This window comes from Poseidonibacter sp., from assembly GCF_041821165.1.
GTDB lineage: Bacteria > Campylobacterota > Campylobacteria > Campylobacterales > Arcobacteraceae > Poseidonibacter.
On record NZ_JBGUES010000007.1, the window covers coordinates 19,393 to 37,853 of the forward strand.

Consider the following 18,461-nt stretch of genomic DNA (forward strand, 5'->3'; position numbering starts at 1 on the left):
TTTTTATCTACTTTTTACAAGCATCTCTTTTTAAATTATTTAAATTCCCAAATATTCTTAATGCATTAGTTTCAACTTCTTTAGCTTTTTTATTTAAAGTAACATTATCTTCTTTATTTGCATTTGCGATAACTAAAGATTGTAGCTCGTTATGGAACTTATTTGTAAATTCATTAATCGCTTCAACAGTTTGCATCTCAACTTTTTTACCAGAACTAACATGATTTTTTAACCACTCTTCTAAGTGAGTATTCTTTTTAATAGACCATGATTTATATGTTCCTAATTGTGAATATACTTCATCTTTTGTATTTAAAATACCAACTTTTAATTCTGCTGTATCATAAACTAAATCAACATCACAAACTTTTTCTAAAGTATCTTCTATAAATGAAGCTCTTGAAGCTGCTGTTACAAGTGAATTTGACATAGCAGAAATATTATTTGCCATATTAGAAATTTCATCTGAAACTTGTGCATTTTTTTGTGTTGCTTGGTCTAAGGTATTTACAGCATCATTTATTTGGATAATACCTCTTTCTTGTTCTTTAGATGCATTTGCAACTTCTTCAATTGTAATAATAGTATTAGAAATATTTTGATTTAATTGTTTATAACCTTCAATCATATTTCCAGATATTTCTTTACCTTGCTTAGTTTTTGATGTTGCAGATTCAACAATATTTTTAATCTCTTTAGCTGCATCTGCTGATCTATTTGCAAGATTTCTTACCTCTTGTGCAACAACAGCGAAGCCTTTTCCAGCTTCACCTGCTGTTGCTGCTTCAACAGCTGCATTTAATGATAAAATATTTGTTTGGAAAGCAATTTGATCAATAACTTCAATCGCTTCATTAATTGATGTAACTTGTTTATTTATCTCATCCATTGAAGCAGCAGTTTTATTTGCTAGATCTTGTCCAACTTGAGCAGAAGATGTAACGCTATTAGCTAATTGTGACATTCTTACAGATGATTGTGTATTTGATTGAATATTAGCTGTTATTTGCTCTAGTGCTGCTGCTGTTTCTTCTAAAGATGCTGCTTGTTGATTTGAAGATACAGATAATTGATTTGAAGCAGTTGATAAAATTTTTGTATTTTCATTTAAGCTATCACCTGTATTCATAATCATTGCTAAAATTTCAGATGTATTATTTCCAACTAATTTTATACCAGCTGTAACAGAACCTAAATCACCATAGATACCATTATCATCAATTTTATAATCAAATTTTGATTCAGAATAGTTTCTTAGTGTTTCATTGATTCTATCAACTGTATCTTTTGTATGTTTAATCATTTCATTTAATTTATTTTTTAAATCTTCAACATGAGGATTTGAAGCAGTTTGATTTACTTGATATACAAAGAATCCATTACTTGCTTTTTCTAATACATCACTAGCTTCTTCAATTACTAATTCATCTTTTTTAAGACCATCTCTAACTTTTTTCATATATGAATTAAATAATTGTGCTACTTCACCAATTTCATCTTTTGATTTAACTTCTAATGTAATATTTGGGTCATTTGAAGTTAATAAGTTCTCAAAACCTTTCTTTAAACTTTCAATAGGATTTGTTGCTCTTTTAACGATTAAAAATACTAATCCAATTGTAATCCAACCAAGAACTGTTGAAATAACTAGAATATCAACGATAAGTTCAGCTATTTGACTATCTGATTCTTCAAGTGAGAAAGTTAAGTCCATAACACCAATAACATCACCTTCTGCTTGATTTGCATGACACATTAAACACTCTTGTGCTGCAATCATAGGCTTTATCATTCTTAGGTTATGACCATTTTCATCTTCTGTTTCTAAAAGTTTTGGTTCTTTTGTATTAAAAGTTTCAATAATATCAGGATCTTGAGTAAATGGTGAACCTGATGAATACATATCTATTAAAGGTTTACTTTTTGCAACTGTAAGTTTTTGCACACCTTTTATATGGCTAGCTTCTTCTTCGGCTTTTTTAATTTGAGCAGGATCACCCGTATTCATAGCATTTCTAAGACTTTGGAACATTGCTGTATTTAGCATTTCTAAGTTTTCTTTTGTTTTTATAAGAGAATCATTTGAAACTTTCTCTGTAATAAAAAAGGAAACGGTAATACTTCCAAGCGTCATAAGGATAAACAATGAAAATATTATCTTATTGCTTATCTTTTTTGTTATTAATTCTAACATGATCCTACCTTTTATCTTTAAGTCAAATTATTATATAATGAATTTAGTTTATTGAATATTAAATTAGCTAAATTTTTTTAAATTAAGAGAAGTATATGATAGTAGGCCTTATCGGTAAAGTAATAAAAAAAGAGCCAACATTATTAAATATTAATGTGAATGGCATTATTTATCAAGTTTTTGTTTCAATTAATTGTAGTTCAAAAATTATTAATGATGAAATACAATTAGAAATCACACAAATTATTAGAGAAGACTCTCAATCCTTATATGGATTTTTAGATCCAAATGAAAAAAAACTTTTTGATACAGTTATAAAAATAAATGGAGTAGGGCCAAAAGTTGCACTTGCAATTTGTTCTACATTCACTCCTTCGTCTTTTTCTCAAATAGTAAATGACAATGATGTCTCAATGTTAAAAAGAGTTCCAGGAATTGGTCCAAAAGGTGCAAGTAGATTATTAGTTGAATTATCTGGATTTATAGTAGATTCAAATGAATCAAGTGAAGAAAATTCATCTTTATCAGCATCATTTGAATCTGCTCTTGCATTAGAATCTTTAGGATTCAAAAAAGATGTTGTTTCAAAAGTATTAAAAACTTGTGTATCAACAAATACTAGTGATCTTGTAAAAGAAGCACTAAAAAAATTACAAAAATAGAAATCAAGGGAAATTAATGAAAGTAGTTATAGTTTTTGGTGGGGTAAGTTTCGAGCATGAAATTTCAATTGTAAGTTCAATTGCAATGAAAGATGTTTTAAATCATGAATTAACATATATATTTTTAGATGAAAATAGAGATTTTTATCATATCCCTACAAATATAATAAAATCTAAACTATTTAGTTCAGGTGAATACAAACAATTTGATAAGGTAACTATTGTTAAAAATGGTTTTGTTAAAAAAGGTGGATTCCTTTCAAAAGAAAAAACTATTGATTTTGATGTTGTTTTAAATCTTTCTCATGGTGGTGATGGTGAAGATGGTATTTTATCTTCTGTTTTAGAATTTTATAATATCCCTTTTATTGCACCAAGAACTGAAGCTTGTGTAGTTAGTTCTAATAAGTTTTTAACAAAAGGTTATGCATCTTCTGTAAATGTTAAAACTATTGATTATAAATACTATACAAAGGGTGATAAGGTTGTAGTTGATTCTTTCCCTGTGATTGTAAAACCTGTAAAATTAGGTTCTTCAATTGGAGTATCAATAGTAAAAACTCAAGAAGAATTAGAATACTCATTAGATGTTGCATATGAGTTTGATAATGCAATTATTATTGAGCCATTTATTTCAGGTGTTAAAGAGTATAACCTTGCAGGAACAAAAGTAAATGGAGAGTTTAATTTTTCAATTATTGAAGAACCACAAAAAGCAGAATTTTTAGATTTTGATAAAAAATATCTAGACTTTTCAAGAACATCAAAAGCAAAAGAAGTTGATTTAGGTGAAGAGTTAAATAATAAAGTAAAAGAATCTTTTGAAAGAATTTATAATAATTTATTTGAAGGTTCAATTATTAGATGTGACTTTTTTGTAGTTGATAATGAAGTTTATTTAAATGAAATTAATTCAATTCCAGGTTCAATGGCAAACTATTTATTCACAGATTTTAATACTTTATTTACAAGCGTTGCAAATAATTTACCAAAGAAAAAACAAATACCAGTTACTTATGAATATGTAAATAAAATTCATGCAGCCAAAGGGAAATAATTTTGGCTTCAAAAAGTTTAACTGTTGATAATAAGTCATTTGACATCTCTTATGAAATTGTAAATCCATCATGTACAAAAGATATAATCTTTTTGCATGGTTGGGGTTCAAATAAAGAGATTATGAAAAATGTTTTTTCTCCATTTTTAAAAGATTTTAGACATATTTATATTGACTTGCCAGGTTTTGGTAAAAGTTCAAATGATTATGAACTAGAAACTTTTGATTATGTAAAAATCACAGATGCTTTTTTAAAACTTCTTAACTCTAGTAAAGATGTAATTGCAGGTCACTCTTATGGTGGTAAAGTTGCTACATTATTAAATCCTAAAAATCTTGTTCTTCTTAGTTCAGCTGGAATTTTAGAAGAAAAGTCATTCAATGTTAAAATGAAAATTGCTAGTGCAAAACTTTTTAATGCTCTTGGCTTAAGAAATCTAACAAAAAAGTTTAGAAGTTCAGATGTAAACAGTATGAATGAACAAATGTATGCAACTTTTAAAAATGTTGTAAATGAAGATTTTAGTGAAAACTTTAAAAACTTTAAAAATAATGCATTAATATTTTGGGGGCAAAAAGATACTGCAACATCTTTAGAATCTGGAAAAAAAATAGCCTCTTTAATTGATTCATCAACATTTATATCTTATGATGGTGACCATTACTTCTTTGCTAAAAATGCAAAAGATATTACAAAGAGAATTGAAAATGGAATACTTTAATTTATTTACACATATTTTATTAATTATGAGTTTAGGTTACTACCTAATAACAAACCTGCAGTGGTATAACTACAAACTTGAAAGAGTTATTTTTAAACATCATAAATGGCAATGGCATATTACATATTTTTTAACACCTATTGTATTATTTTATCTAATCCCTAGTTTATATTATTCAATATATTTTTATGTTTTATTTATGACTAGTTTTATTCTGTGGAATAAAAAGCTAGATAGACCTGTTGTATTAACTTCAAGAGTTAAAAGATTTTTAGCAATTTTATTATTTACAACATTTGCTATGTCGGCACTTTGTCTATCAAAACCATCATGTACAAGTACTTTTGTATTTATTCCTTTGATGATTGCTTATATTATTTCAATGCTTCTTGAAAAAGTATTTTTTATATCTTTTAAGCATAAAGGGAAACAAAGAGTTCATAGTATTGTTGGATTAAAGACAATTGCAATTACAGCATCTTATGGTAAAACTTCTATTAAAAATTATTTATACCATGTTCTAAAAAACAAATATAAAACATATAAAACACCAAGATCTGTAAATACTATTGCAGGTATTGTTTTAGATGTAAATAAAGATTTACCACTTGATACTCAAGTTTATATTGCAGAAGCAGGAGCTAGAGAAAAGGGTGATATCGAAGAAATAGCAATGTTCTTAGAACCTCAAATTTGTGTAATAGGAAGTGTTGGGGAACAACATATTGAATACTTTAAAACTTTAGATAATATTATTCATACTAAAATGGAACTATTAAGTTCACCTAGAATGACAAGAGGATTTGTTCATGAATCTGTGCCTATTAATGACTATGACACAATAACAAAATTTCCAAATAACTTACATATTACACAAAGTACTTTAGAAGGAATTTGGTTTGATGTAGAAGTTGATGGTAATATTGAACATTTTTCTGCACCAATTTTAGGTAGTTTTAATGCTATTAATTTAACAGCTGTAATTTTAGTTGCTTATGAACTTGGTATGAAAATTGATGAAATTAAAGTGGCTCTGCAAACTTTACCTCAAGTTGAGCATAGACTTCAAGTAATAAAAGCAGGTGGAAAAGTTATAGTTGATGACTCTTTTAATGGAAATTTAGAAGGTATGTTAGAAGCTGTTAATATTTGTTCAACATATGAAGGTAGAAAAGTTATTATTACTCCTGGTTTAGTTGAATCAACTGATGAAGCAAATATATTATTAGCTAAAGAGATAAATGCCAAATTTGATTATGTTATTTTAACTGGAAGTTTAAATACTCACTTATTAAGTGCAAATATTGATAAAGAAAAAGTATTTATTTTAAAAGATAAATCTCTAATGGAAGCAACACTTGCTGAACAAACAAAAGCAGGGGATTTAATTCTTTTTGCAAATGATGCACCAAACTTTATTTAGGAATTAAAATGGAACACTTATACGCACCTTGGAGATTTGAATATGTTAGTGAAGAGAAAATACAAGGGTGTGTGTTTTGTCATATTTCAAAAAATAAAGATGATGAAAAACAGCAAGTTTTATTCAGTGATGAATTATGTTATGTCGTAATGAATAAATTTCCATACTCTCCTGGTCATATGATGGTAATACCACACTTTCATACTGATAAAATAGAAGATTTACCAGATGATGTATGGTATCAAATGAGTGTAAGAGTAAGACAAGGTGTTAAGCTTTTAAAAGAGCAAATGCAAGCTCAAGGTGTAAATATAGGAATGAACCTAGGAAAAGCAGCAGGAGCAGGGATTGAACAACATGTTCATTACCATATGTTGCCTCGTTGGATAGGTGATACAAACTTTATAACAACTATTGCTAATACTAGAGTTTATCCTGCAAATTTCGATGAAATATTTTTAAAGATAAAATCAAAAGCTAAAGATTACTTTTTATAATAATTAACTTAAAAATATAAGCTAATTAGTTAAATTAATATTACATAAGATATTATAGCGACTATGAAAAACTTACAATTAGAAAATAAAAACATATATTTTACAGGCCGTGGTAATAGAATAGAAAAAGAAGAATTAGAAAAATATTTAATTCAAAAAGGTGCTAATCTAGCTACTTCTTTAAATGAAGCTTCTATTATAATCCAAGGTAAATATACTCCTATACACTTAGAAGAAGAGATATATTTATTATCAAAAAATGGTGTAGATATTATATCAATTGATAATCTTGAAGAGGAGTTTTCTTTAAACCTAGATATTAACTCAATACTTATGGCAATAAAAATATCAAAAGATAATGATAGATTAATTAAGCTATTAGGTAATGACTTTTTTTGTGATGATGTATTTATAAAACTACTAAAACTTTATGATTTTAAAAATGATGATATTTATGATAGTGATGATAATAGAGATGTTTGTACAAAAATAGTAGAGAGATTTTGTTCATTAATTCAAACAAATCATAATATACAATATGCTCCAATAGGGGTTTATTACACTGCATTAGAGGCTACAAACCCAAAACTATTAGAAATCATATACAATATGCCAGAATATAAAATCTCACAAAAAAATGCACAAGAAGACCAACCTATATCTTTAAAAGAAGTAGTTGCTTTAAATCCAAATAGTTCAAAAACTACACATATTCAAATACTAAAAAATTCAAAAGAAAATGAACTAAAATTTTTGGCACTAAATGAATCAATATCTTTAAGTATTGCAAAAAAACTATTTGAAAAAAATATTGAAGAGATAAATATATCTTTAATTAAAGCAATGAATTATGATGATACTTTAATTAGTGAATTTTTAAAAGATAATAGATTAAAAAAAGAGCTTTTAAAAACTATTGTTTTAGATGATGAATTATTTAGAAATTTATTTGTAAATTTAGATGAAGTTAATACTATTTATTTAAGTTCTAATATCTCTTTAGATACAAATATGATAGATAAAATCTTTGAAAAAAATATAGATAATGCTAATATAAATTTACTAAAAAATAAAAACTGTTCTAAAGAAAAAATCAATGATTTTATAAAACAAAATGATAAGATTTATAATATCAGTATTGCTCATAATATCAATTTAGAAGAGTCAATTTATGAGTATTTATTTGAACTAAATGATTATGATGTACATTTGTCTTTAGCAAATAATATAGCATGTAAAAAGAGTGTATTAAGTGAACTTTCATTATTAAACGATAAGTATATAAATGAAGCTTTATGTGCAAATATAAGCACTCCTATTAATATACTTTTACAATATCAATATGATGGTGGATTAAAAAATATTATCTCAAACAATGACTCTTTTAGAGAGTTTACAAGAAAAATGGTAGGTATGTAAAATGAAAGCAGGAGAATTAAAAAAATCACTTATTTCTATGATTGATTCACAAATTCCAGTATTTGTATGGGGAAACCCAGGTGTTGGTAAATCTGCACTAATTAGAGAAATATCAGAAGAAAAATCAATGCAATTTATTGATTTACGATTATCACTTTTAGACCCAACTGATTTAAGAGGAATACCATTTTTTCAAGCTCAAACAAATAAAGCAGTTTGGGCAAAACCAGAGTTTTTACCGGATAGTGATAGTACAGAATTTGGGATACTCTTTTTAGATGAAATTAACTCAGCTCCTCCAACAATTCAAGCAGCTGCTTATCAGTTGATTTTAGATAGAAAAATAGGTGAATATACTCTTCCTATTAACTTCTCCATAATTGCAGCAGGTAACTATGAAAGTGATAGGGGAGTTACTTATCGTATGCCTACACCTTTAGCTAATAGGTTTGTTCACTTAGAATTTGATTTAGATTTTAATGAATGGAAAACATGGGCATATTCTACAAATATTGATAAAAGAATAATCTCTTTTTTATCATATAAACCCCAAAATCTATTTACTTTTGATGCTAAATCAAATAAAAAATCATTTGCAACTCCAAGGTCTTGGTCTTTTGTAAATAATATTTTAAACTCAAATTTAGAACTTACTTTTTTAAAAGATGTAATAAGTGGAGCTATTGGAAAAGATAGTGCTGAAGAGTTTATGAATTTTTGTAATATTATAAATGAACTGCCAAATATCAATGATATTATAAATGCAAGTTCAAAAGAAGTACCGCAAAAAAACTCTGTATTATATGCTTTATGTACTGGGATTGTTTACTCACTAAAAGAAAAATCAAGTGTTGATATAGTAACAAATATTTTAGAATATTCTCTTTTATTACCAAATGAATTTTCTGTTATGTTAATAAGAGATTTACAAAAAGAAAATATTGATATAGAATCATCAACTTTTTGGAAAACATGGGTAGATGCAAATAAGTTTTTAATAGGTTAATTAATGAATGTAATAGAAAATAGAATCTCTAAAGTAAAGTCTTCTTTGATAATAGAACAACCTTATTTTGGTTCTATTGCTTCAACTTTAAAGCCTGAACTTAATGAAGATATAAAAACATTTCAATGCACAAAAAAATCATTTCAATACAATGATGAATATATAAATAGTTTAAATGATGAAGAACTAAAGTTTACACTAACAAATTCAGCAATGCATCAAGCTTTTTCTCATGATAATAGAGCAGATGGTAGAATGCAATGGCTTTGGCTTTTAGCTTGTGATTATGCAATAAATTGTTTATTAGTTAATAATGCCCTAGAAGCACCTGAAGATATAAACTATGATGATAGATTTGATGATATGAGTGCTGAAGCTATTTATTCAACACTAGAAAATGAAATAGATGATGATAAACATACTCCTGAAGATATTTCTCAAATACAATTTCAAGCTCAAGAAGAACATGAAATTGATAGCTTAGATGATGAGATAATTGATTTAAATGAACAGTTATTAAATAAAGCAAAACTTCAAGGTGATTTACCTTTAGGAATTGAAATACTTGTACCAAAAATATTTGAAGGTACGATATCTTGGAGAGATGAATTATATAATGTTATAGAACAATCTATTAAGTTTGATTATAGTTTATTCCCTGCAAATAAAAGATATATAAGTCAAGGAATAGCTTTACCTTCACTTTGTGGTTCAAAAGCAAAACTTGTTGTAGCTATTGATAGTTCTGGCTCAATTAATGGAAAATTATTATCAACTTTTTTATCTGAAGTAGAATCAATTATGGCTTCTTTTGAAAATTATGAAATTGATTTATTAATAGCAGATGCAAAAGTACATGAGCATCATAAACTTTTTGCAGGAGATGAATTATCATACAATATTAAAGGAGGCGGCGGTACAAACTTTGAAAACACCTTTTTATATATTGAAGAAAATATTCATGATGTAACTTTATTACTATACTTCACTGATGGTTTTGGAACTTTTCCAAAAGAAGAATCATACTTTGATACAGTTTGGGTTTTAAGTGATAATATTGAAATACCATTTGGAAGAAAGATACTTTTATAACGAATTTACTAACTATTCCATTGTAATTTTAAATTATATAAGATAGAATAATAAAAATTATTTATCTTAAGGTAGTTAAATGTCTTTTCTTTCAAAAATTGCTCCTAAACGAATCCGTACAAAAATCATTGTTCCTACAATTGTTATTTTAGTTCTAAGTAATCTTCTTTCTACTTTTACTTCTTCATATAAAATGAATGAAATGGCAAAAGAGAGTGCAAAAAAATCGCTTCATCAATTAAGTGATTCAATTTTCTTAAACTTAAGAACAGCAATGAATACAGGAGATTCAGAAGTAATAGCTGATGCAGAAGAAAAGAGTAGAACTAGAATATCAGGATTGCAAAATCTAACTGTTGCAAAATCTGAAAAAATGATTAGCTTATTTAACCCAACTGAGACTTTTACAAGTGATATGAATATTATAAAAGTGTTTGATTCTAAAAAAGAAACACTAATTGAAACAAATGAAAACTCTGAACATAAGTTAAGAATTATTCGTCCAATGATTGCAACTTCTGAGTGTTTGTATTGTCATATAAATCAAGAAAAAGGTGATGTAATTGGGGTTTTAGATTTAACTTTCTCATTAAATGATTCTGATTCTTTAATCAATGACACAATTATAAGTTTAACTATATTATCAATCACAGTTTTATTTTTTATAACAATATTTATGACATGGCTTATTAAACGAGCTACTAAACCAATTGACGCTTTTCAAAATGGTCTAGAATTGTTCTTTAAATATATAAATAAGGAAGAAAAATCAGTAAATCATATAAGTGGTTATACAAATGATGAATTAGGTGCATTAGTTGATTCTGTTAATAAAAACATAGATACCACAGTTAAAGGTGTTAAGTTAGATGAAAATGTAATTAGTGAAGCAAAACACGTTTGTGAGCAAGCTTCATTAGGAATCTATGATGTAAAAATATCTTCTCATGCACATAATCCTGCTATAAATGAACTAAAAGATACAGTAAATGAGTTAATTAGAGCAGTTGGTTATAATATGAATAGAATAGAGAAGGTATTAACTTCATTTGATAATTATGATTATACACAAAGAATTAATTCAAGAGGTAAGACAACTGGAACTATGAAAGATGTATTTGAGAAGATTGATTCTTTAGGAATTACCTTATGTAATTTATCAAAAAACAGTCTACAAAATGGAATAAAACTAAAAGAAGATGCAAAAATTCTAGGAAATTCAGTTGCTAATATAGAAAACTTCTCAAATAACCAATTACAAGCTTTAGAGAAAAGTTCAGCTCAATTATCAGATATCACAAATAATATTAGACTAACAACAAATAATAGTAATGAAATGGCTAGTTATGCAAAAAAAGTAACAGACTCTGTTAGTGTAGGGCAAGAGATGGCTTTAAAAACAGCAAATGAAATGGATGAGATTACTCAACAAGTAAAATCAATAAATGAGGCAATTACAATTATTGATCAAATTGCATTCCAAACAAATATTCTTTCACTTAATGCTGCTGTTGAAGCAGCAACTGCAGGAGAAGCTGGAAAAGGATTTGCTGTTGTTGCACAAGAGGTTCGAAACCTTGCAAATAATAGTGCAAAAGCAGCACGTGAAATAAAATCATTAGTAGAAGCAGCAATATCAAAAACAAATGAAGGAAAAGAAATATCAAATAAAATGATGGATGGCTACTCAATATTAAATGATAATATTACTTCTACTATAAAATTAATCGATAGTGTAACTTCTGCATCTCATGAACAACAAAGAGGTATAGAAGAGATTAATAATGACATTGAGATAATTGCTAGGAATACTCAACAAAACTCACAAATGGCAAAAGAAGCAAGTCAAATTTCAGCAGAAACAAATGAATTAGCACAAATGATTGTTGATGATGCTCAATCAAAGAAGTTTGAATAAATTAAAGTTTAAACTTTATTTGAAAAACTGCACCTGTGTATTCAATATTGTTGTATTTATAAGTTTTATTATAAGCTTCTATAAAAGCATAATGGTGTTTTGTTATGATTTGATGAGTAATACTTAAACCAATTCCTGTACCAATACTTTGGTGTTTCGTAGTAAAGTATGGTTCAAAAATTTTGTCTAAAATCTTAAGAGGAATACCTCCTGCATTGTCTTTTATAGATAAATACAAAGTATTATTTATTTTTTTTGTTTCTATAAATAATAATCTTTCCATATCTTGATTATTCTCTTTTAATGCATCTTTTGAATTATTTATTATATTAATAATAGCTTGAATTAATTGGTTCTCAAAGCCATCGATAATTGCATCATCTTCTAAGTCTTTTATAAGTGTTATATGATTGTTTACAATAGTAGAATTTACAATTGTAAGTGTTTTTTCAATTGTATGTAATATACTTACTTTCTCTTTTGTATTTGTATCTTTTATAAAATTTCTAAAATCATCAATTGTTTTAGATAAATATTTTGTTTGTTTTATAATATTATCCATATCTTCAAATAAAGTTGACATATCCAACTGGTCATATTCACTTTTTACTTTTATACCACTTGAAATTGTTGAAATAACACTAAGAGGTTGTCTCCATTGATGAGCAATATTTCCAATCATTTCACCCATTGATGCAAGTTTTGATTGTGATTCAAGAATTTTACGTTGAGTAATATCTTTAGAAATTCCAATATATCCATATATTTTATTCTCTTTATCTCTTAAAGCTGAAACAGACAATAATACAGGTATTTGATTTCCATCTTTTGTAAGATATGTCCATTCTGATTCATTATCTAAGTTCATATTAGATTTTATTACAAAGGTGTTAAAGCCATCAATAACATCTGTATTTAACTCTATTGAAAGCTCTTTTGATTTTTTTAAAATTTCTGATTTAACATGAAAAAATTCTGGTGTATGAATATCCACAAGCTCTTCAGAGTTATATCCTAATAACTTTTCAACTTCTTTATTAACTTGTTTAATAATTCCATTTTTATCTGTTCTAATCATTAAATAACCAGAGTTGTCAAAAATAGCAGTTTGTAAATCTAATGCCTCAAATAATCTAAGTTCATTCTCTTTTTCATTTGACACATCAAAAAACCAACCAATGATTGATTCTTCTCCATCATATTCTATATTCATATATGAAGCTAATACCCATACAGTATTATTAGAAATATTTAATTTAATTAATTTATTATAGATACTTTTATTATTTTTTAGATTTTTTACTATATCTTTATATACTTTTTTATCATCATAGTAATTTATTGGGTTTTTAAATAAAGCTTTATCTTTATCTATTCCTAATAGTTTTGAATATGCATAATTTGAAAAAATAACTTTTTTTCCATTTTCTGTAGCAATTCTAACAGCAATTGGACTCATTTCTAGTAAATATGTAAGTTTATTTTCATTTGTTTTAAGAATTTGTCTTGATTCTTTAATTGAATATATCATAGAATTTATACTAAGAGAAAGTTCATCTATTTCTTTAGAGTTAGCATTTTTAGCAAGCTGTAGAGGTATTCCATCATGATCTTTATTTTTAATAACTTCAATGATGTCAGAAATTGGTTTTAAAATAAAAAACTTAATACTAATAAATAAAAATAGAATTAATAAAAAAGATATTGCAACAGTATTTATTACACTTTCTTCAATAATTTTCTTTAACTCTTTAGTCATTGTTTTATCAGAGATATAAATACTTACAATACCAATTTTTTCATTATTTATATTTGTAATATCAAAAGAATCAGTATAATAAGAATTTTTAAGTTGTTCATTTTGTATTTTATTAGTGAAATCATAATCAATAATCTTAGTTTTATTATCTTTTATTTTTCCACTTATATAAGATTTTTCACCTATGATTTTTCCCATATTAAAATCTTCAATAACAATAGCAAAAATATCATTACCTTTTATCTCATTTAATATTAGATTTTCATACTCATTTACTGCATAAGAAGATAAAAGTGTTGATATATTATTTTTTAATGAAAGTATAGTCGCTCTTGAGTTTTCTTTCATTTCATTAATAATTTTATTTTTTGTCTGGATATAGCTGTACGTTGCTTGAAAAGACATAACTATTACAACAGTAAAGATGATGATAATTACAAGAGTAGAATAAATAGAAAGTTTTTTATTTTTCATATTGCGATTACTCTTCTAATCCCAATACATTTTTTCTAATTATAGGTAGCTTTTGTTCTATATTTTCTTTTGAAATATCAAGTATTGGCAATTGTATGTTTTTTTGTACTTCTTCTTTATTTAAATACTTATCCATAGTAACTAATGCTTCATGACCCATTAAATAAGGCTGTTGCATTGCTGCTCCTACTAAGATTCCTTTTGGTATTAAATCTAAAAATATAGGTTCAGCATCAAAAGATATTAATAAAATTTCATTACTTTTACCAGCATCTTTTATAGCATTTAAAGCACCTAAATAAACATTTGAACTTTGTAGCCAAACAGCTCTTAAATCTGGAAAATCTAATATCATTTGTTTTGTATAAGTATAAGTTTCTTCTTCTGTCCAAGTAAATTGCTGAACAATAGTTGCACCTTTTATTTTAGCTTCATTAAGTGCTTGCATAAATCCAGCAGTTCTCTCTTGCCCATTTAATCTTTTCTGTGGAATTGCAATAATTCCAACTTTCCCATCTTGATAATTTAATTCATTCATTCTTTTAGCAAGAATTTGACCAAGTTTATAAGCACCATCTTTATTATTTGAAGATATATAAGAAACATACTCTCCACCATCAGTTCCAATATCAGAGATTACAACAGGAATAGAAGCTTTTTTGGCAAGTTTTAAAATAGTAACACAAGCAGAAGAGTTTGTAGGAGATATTACAATACCTGCAACTTTGTTTTTAATTGATTTGATAGTATTTTGTAATTCAATTTTAGGACTATTTTTAGAATCATAAATTTCTAATTCATAAGCCAATGAATTACTAGCATTAGTAATCCCCTTACTCATAATTTGCCAAAAAGGTATTTGTATATCAGGAACAATATAAACAATTTTTTTAGTAGGTTCATTTGCTTGAATTATTGTAAACAGAGTAAAAAATAAAATTATAAATTTTTTTAAGTACATGAAAATTGCCTTATGTTTTAGGGCTAAAGTTTAACAAAAAATTACTTTATTGTCGATGACATATTCTGTTATTTATTCAAGTTTTTTTTAAATATAAATAAAAATACTTTTATAAAAATAAAAAATACAAATAAAAGACTAAACCCAAGCTGCATTAGATAAAGCAAACTCAGGTATTAAATCAGAAACTGTAAACTCTTACTTTAATTATTCTAATTAATTACTAATAAAAGTAACTCTATATATAATGTATAGACAAACATATATTTATTTACATATAAAATGTGAGTAGGGTATATATAATGATAAGAAAAGAATAAATATTTACTTTAGAAATGTAAGTAAGTATACATTATATATAGGATAAATATGAATACTTACATTTCTAAAGCGTTTCCACAGTTTCGACAACATAATTAAATTTTTTACACTTCTTGTATTAAACTTTAATATAGCTTAAACATATGCCACTAATTGACTTATTATCCTTTTAAAAAGGAAGTAAAAATAGAATATTTTTCCTAGAAAGCCCATAGTACTTGACATTTAATCAATTATAGGTTATAATCCGCGTCCATAAAATGTGGTTAGTGTGCGATTTATCGTATACTGACGAGTTCTTTAAAGGAAAAAAATGGAAAAAATTAGATTAAAGCTTAAAGCTTACGATCACAGAGTTTTAGACAGAAGTGTTGCTTCAATTGTTGAAGCTGTAAAAAGAACTGGTGCTGAGTTGAGAGGTCCTATACCTTTACCAACAAAGATCAGAAGATACACAGTTATCAAAGGTCCTCACGTTAACAAAAGTTCACGAGAGCAATTTGAAATCAGAGTTCATTCAAGAATTATTGATATCATAGCTGCAACTCCAGATACTGTAGATTCATTAATGAAACTTGACTTAGCTCCTGAAGTTGATGTTGAAGTTAGATCTATGGGTCAAGAATAAAAAGAAAGGTAATAAATATGGAATTCATAGTAGAAAAAATCGGTATGAGTAGAACAGTTTCTGTTCCTTCTATTCCTGTTACACTTTTAAAAGTTCTTGATACTAAGGTATGTGAAGTGACTGACGGTGTAGCATTTGTTTCTTATGCATCTGGTAAAAAGATGAATAAAACAATTGAAGGTCAACAAAAAAAGTTTAACTTATCTAAAGAGTTTAACAGATTTGCAACAATGACTGTAGCAAATACTGAAGCTGGTGATTTAGATGTTGCTCCTTTAGCAGAAGCAAAATTATTAAAAACAACTTTTAAAACTAAAGGTAGAGGTTTCTCTGGTGTAGTTAAAAGATGGAATTTTGCGGGTGGTAGAGCATCACACGGTCATAGAATGGGAAGAAGAACTGGATCAATCGGTAATGCTGAGTGGCCAGGTAGAGTTCAACCAGGTAAGAAAATGCCAGGACAATACGGAAATACAAATGTATCTGTAAGAAATGACGTTGTATCTTTTGACGCTGAAACTGGGATTTTAGTTGTTAAAGGTTCAGTATCAGGACCAAATGGTGCATTAGGAAAAGTAAAGGTTGCTAAATGAGTAAAGCAATAGTATTAAACGACAAATTTGAAAATAATGGTGAAGTAACGTTACCTGCTAGTTATGCAGATATTAATTCTCATAACTTATACTTATACGTTAAATCATACTTAACTTCATTAAGAGCAAATACTGCTAGAGTTAAAAATAGAACAGAAGTTAGAGGTGGTGGTAAAAAACCTAAAGCTCAAAAAGGTTCTGGTGGAGCTAGATGGGGTTCTAAAAGATCTCCTTTATTCGTTGGTGGGGGTCAAGTATTTGGACCTACTAAAAGAAACTATAACTTAAAAGTTAATAAAAAACAAAAAGCTTTAGCATTAAGTTACGCTTTAAATGCACAAGCTGAAAATGGTTCTTTATTTGTAACTGATTCAGTTAAAGTAGAATCTGGAAAAACGAAAGACGGATTACAAGTTTTAAATAAACTAAACCAAAGAGATACTCTAGTTGTAGTTGATACAATTGACGAGAAAACATACTTAGCGTTTAGAAACATTAAAAATTGTTATATGGTTGAAAAGCAAGAAGTTAACGCTTATATTATTGCTGCTTACCACTCAGTACTTATTGAAAAATCAGTACTAGACTCATTGACAAAAGAGGCTTAAGATGGCAGATATTACAGACATCAAAGCAATATTGTACACAGAAAAGACAATAGAGCTTCAAGAAAACGGTGTAATCGTTGTTCAAACTAGTCCAAGAATGACTAAAAACGGTTTAAAAGAAGTATTTAAAGAGTATTTTGGTGTTACTCCATCAAAAGTTAATTCTTTAAGACAAAATGGTAAAGTTAAAAAGTTTAAGGGAAAAGCTGGTAAAAGACCAGATTTCAAAAAATTCTATGTTACATTACCAGAGGGCGCTGAAATAGCGAACCTTTCAGCTTAAGGGAGTATTGAAAAATGGCAATTAAAAAATTTAGACCAATAACTCCTGCTAGAAGATTTATGTCGGTAATGGATACTTCTGATATTACTTCTAAACCAACAGTAAGATCTTTACTTGTAAGAGTTAAAGCTGCAGCTGGTAGAAATAATAACGGTAGAATCACTTCTAGACATAGAGAAGCAGGTGCTAAAAAATTATACAGAATTATTGATTTCAAAAGAAATAAATTTGGTGTACAAGGAACTGTATCTACTATAGAATACGATCCATACAGAAACTGTAGAATTTGTTTAGTAACTTACGCTGATGGTGATAAAAGATATATTTTACAACCAAGTGGATTAAAAGTTGGAGATAAAGTAGCTGCTGCTGAATCTGGACTTGATATTTTACCTGGAAATGCAATGAGACTAATGAGTATCCCAGTTGGTACTATGGTTCATAATATTGAAATGAAGCCTGGAAAAGGTGGACAAATTGCTAGATCTGCTGGTGGATATGCTCAAATCATGGGTAGAGAAGACAAATATGTAATTATGAGACTTCCTTCAGGTGAAATGAGAAAAATCTTAGGTGTTTGTATTGCAACAATTGGTATTGTTGGAAACGAAGACTTCTCTAATATGGTTATTGGAAAAGCTGGTAGACAAAGACACTTAGGTAAGAGACCACAAACAAGAGGTTCTGCGATGAACCCAATTGATCACCCTCATGGTGGTGGTGAAGGTAAGAGTTCAGGTGGACGGCATCCAGTGACACCGTGGGGTGTTCCGACCAAAGGATATAAAACTCGTAGCAATAAGCGTACTGATCGCTTTATTGTGCGGCGTCGGAATAAGTAGAG

At 27.4% G+C, this 18,461-nt stretch carries 17 protein-coding genes and 1 pseudogene; 14 read left to right on the top strand and 4 right to left on the bottom strand.

The features are described 5' to 3' along the window. Positions 1–7: 7 nt before the first annotated feature. Positions 8–2,194, bottom strand: coding sequence for a methyl-accepting chemotaxis protein (locus ACERKK_RS01635; protein ID WP_373771328.1), 2,187 nt, complete (start codon positions 2,192–2,194; stop codon positions 8–10). Between the two features lie 95 nt (positions 2,195–2,289). Here ACERKK_RS01635 and ruvA point away from each other — a divergent pair, with 95 nt between their 5' ends. From ruvA to ACERKK_RS01650, 3 genes and pseudogenes are all read left to right on the top strand, one after another. Beyond that, positions 2,290–2,856 (top strand): Holliday junction branch migration protein RuvA, encoded by a 567-nt coding sequence (ruvA, locus tag ACERKK_RS01640; protein WP_373771329.1) that lies wholly within the window; start codon positions 2,290–2,292, stop codon positions 2,854–2,856. A gap of 16 nt (positions 2,857–2,872) precedes the next feature. Next, on the top strand, positions 2,873–3,913 hold the full coding sequence (locus ACERKK_RS01645) for a D-alanine--D-alanine ligase (RefSeq protein WP_373771330.1): 1,041 nt from the start codon (positions 2,873–2,875) through the stop codon (positions 3,911–3,913). Positions 3,914–4,005: 92 nt separating this feature from the next. Then, positions 4,006–4,359, top strand: a pseudogene (locus ACERKK_RS01650) (alpha/beta fold hydrolase); the annotation flags it as partial. A 215-nt stretch (positions 4,360–4,574) separates the two neighbouring features. Here the strand turns inward: ACERKK_RS01650 and ACERKK_RS01655 are convergent. Next, on the bottom strand, positions 4,575–4,628 hold the full coding sequence (locus ACERKK_RS01655) for a sortase B protein-sorting domain-containing protein (protein WP_373771344.1): 54 nt from the start codon (positions 4,626–4,628) through the stop codon (positions 4,575–4,577). On the opposite strand from ACERKK_RS01655, the gene ACERKK_RS01660 reads away from it, so the two are divergent. The 6 genes from ACERKK_RS01660 to ACERKK_RS01685 all read left to right on the top strand — a co-directional run bounded on the left by ACERKK_RS01660 (position 4,622) and on the right by ACERKK_RS01685 (position 11,990). Beyond that, positions 4,622–6,058, top strand: coding sequence for a Mur ligase family protein (locus tag ACERKK_RS01660; RefSeq protein WP_373771331.1), 1,437 nt, complete (start codon positions 4,622–4,624; stop codon positions 6,056–6,058). The two genes, ACERKK_RS01655 and ACERKK_RS01660, sit on opposite strands and share 7 nt — an antisense overlap. 8 nt (positions 6,059–6,066) lie before the next feature. Beyond that, the gene (locus ACERKK_RS01665; RefSeq protein WP_373771332.1) at positions 6,067–6,555 is read left to right on the top strand and encodes an HIT domain-containing protein; all 489 of its coding nucleotides are present in this window, start codon (positions 6,067–6,069) and stop codon (positions 6,553–6,555) included. A 63-nt stretch (positions 6,556–6,618) separates the two neighbouring features. Beyond that, the gene (locus tag ACERKK_RS01670) at positions 6,619–7,974 is read left to right on the top strand and encodes a hypothetical protein (protein WP_373771333.1); all 1,356 of its coding nucleotides are present in this window, start codon (positions 6,619–6,621) and stop codon (positions 7,972–7,974) included. A 1-nt stretch (position 7,975) separates the two neighbouring features. Continuing rightward, on the top strand, positions 7,976–8,980 hold the full coding sequence (locus ACERKK_RS01675; RefSeq protein WP_373771334.1) for an AAA family ATPase: 1,005 nt from the start codon (positions 7,976–7,978) through the stop codon (positions 8,978–8,980). Between the two features lie 3 nt (positions 8,981–8,983). After that, positions 8,984–10,072: a VWA-like domain-containing protein gene (locus tag ACERKK_RS01680; RefSeq protein ID WP_373771335.1), complete on the top strand. Its 1,089-nt coding sequence runs from the start codon at positions 8,984–8,986 to the stop codon at positions 10,070–10,072. Positions 10,073–10,151: 79 nt separating this feature from the next. Continuing rightward, entirely contained in the window at positions 10,152–11,990 is a 1,839-nt protein-coding gene (locus tag ACERKK_RS01685) for a methyl-accepting chemotaxis protein (protein WP_373771336.1), read from the top strand. A gap of 1 nt (position 11,991) precedes the next feature. Here the strand turns inward: ACERKK_RS01685 and ACERKK_RS01690 are convergent, their stop codons facing one another. Next, positions 11,992–14,223, bottom strand: coding sequence for a PAS domain S-box protein (locus ACERKK_RS01690; RefSeq protein WP_373771337.1), 2,232 nt, complete (start codon positions 14,221–14,223; stop codon positions 11,992–11,994). 7 nt (positions 14,224–14,230) lie between these two features. Next, positions 14,231–15,184 (bottom strand): substrate-binding domain-containing protein, encoded by a 954-nt coding sequence (locus ACERKK_RS01695; protein ID WP_373771338.1) that lies wholly within the window; start codon positions 15,182–15,184, stop codon positions 14,231–14,233. A 634-nt stretch (positions 15,185–15,818) separates the two neighbouring features. Here ACERKK_RS01695 and rpsJ point away from each other — a divergent pair. The 5 genes from rpsJ to rplB are packed head-to-tail and all read left to right on the top strand — an operon-like array spanning position 15,819 to position 18,459. Next, entirely contained in the window at positions 15,819–16,133 is a 315-nt protein-coding gene (gene rpsJ, locus ACERKK_RS01700) for a 30S ribosomal protein S10 (RefSeq protein ID WP_373771339.1), read from the top strand. Positions 16,134–16,150: 17 nt separating this feature from the next. Then, positions 16,151–16,726, top strand: a complete 576-nt coding sequence (rplC, locus tag ACERKK_RS01705; RefSeq protein ID WP_373771340.1) for a 50S ribosomal protein L3 — start codon at positions 16,151–16,153, stop codon at positions 16,724–16,726. Beyond that, entirely contained in the window at positions 16,723–17,334 is a 612-nt protein-coding gene (rplD, locus tag ACERKK_RS01710) for a 50S ribosomal protein L4 (protein WP_373771341.1), read from the top strand. Before rplC ends, rplD begins: the two co-directional genes overlap by 4 nt. A 1-nt stretch (position 17,335) precedes the next feature. Next, positions 17,336–17,617, top strand: coding sequence for a 50S ribosomal protein L23 (locus ACERKK_RS01715; protein ID WP_373771342.1), 282 nt, complete (start codon positions 17,336–17,338; stop codon positions 17,615–17,617). Between the two features lie 14 nt (positions 17,618–17,631). Beyond that, positions 17,632–18,459, top strand: a complete 828-nt coding sequence (gene rplB, locus ACERKK_RS01720) for a 50S ribosomal protein L2 (RefSeq protein ID WP_373771343.1) — start codon at positions 17,632–17,634, stop codon at positions 18,457–18,459. The last annotated feature ends 2 nt before the right edge of the window (positions 18,460–18,461 follow it).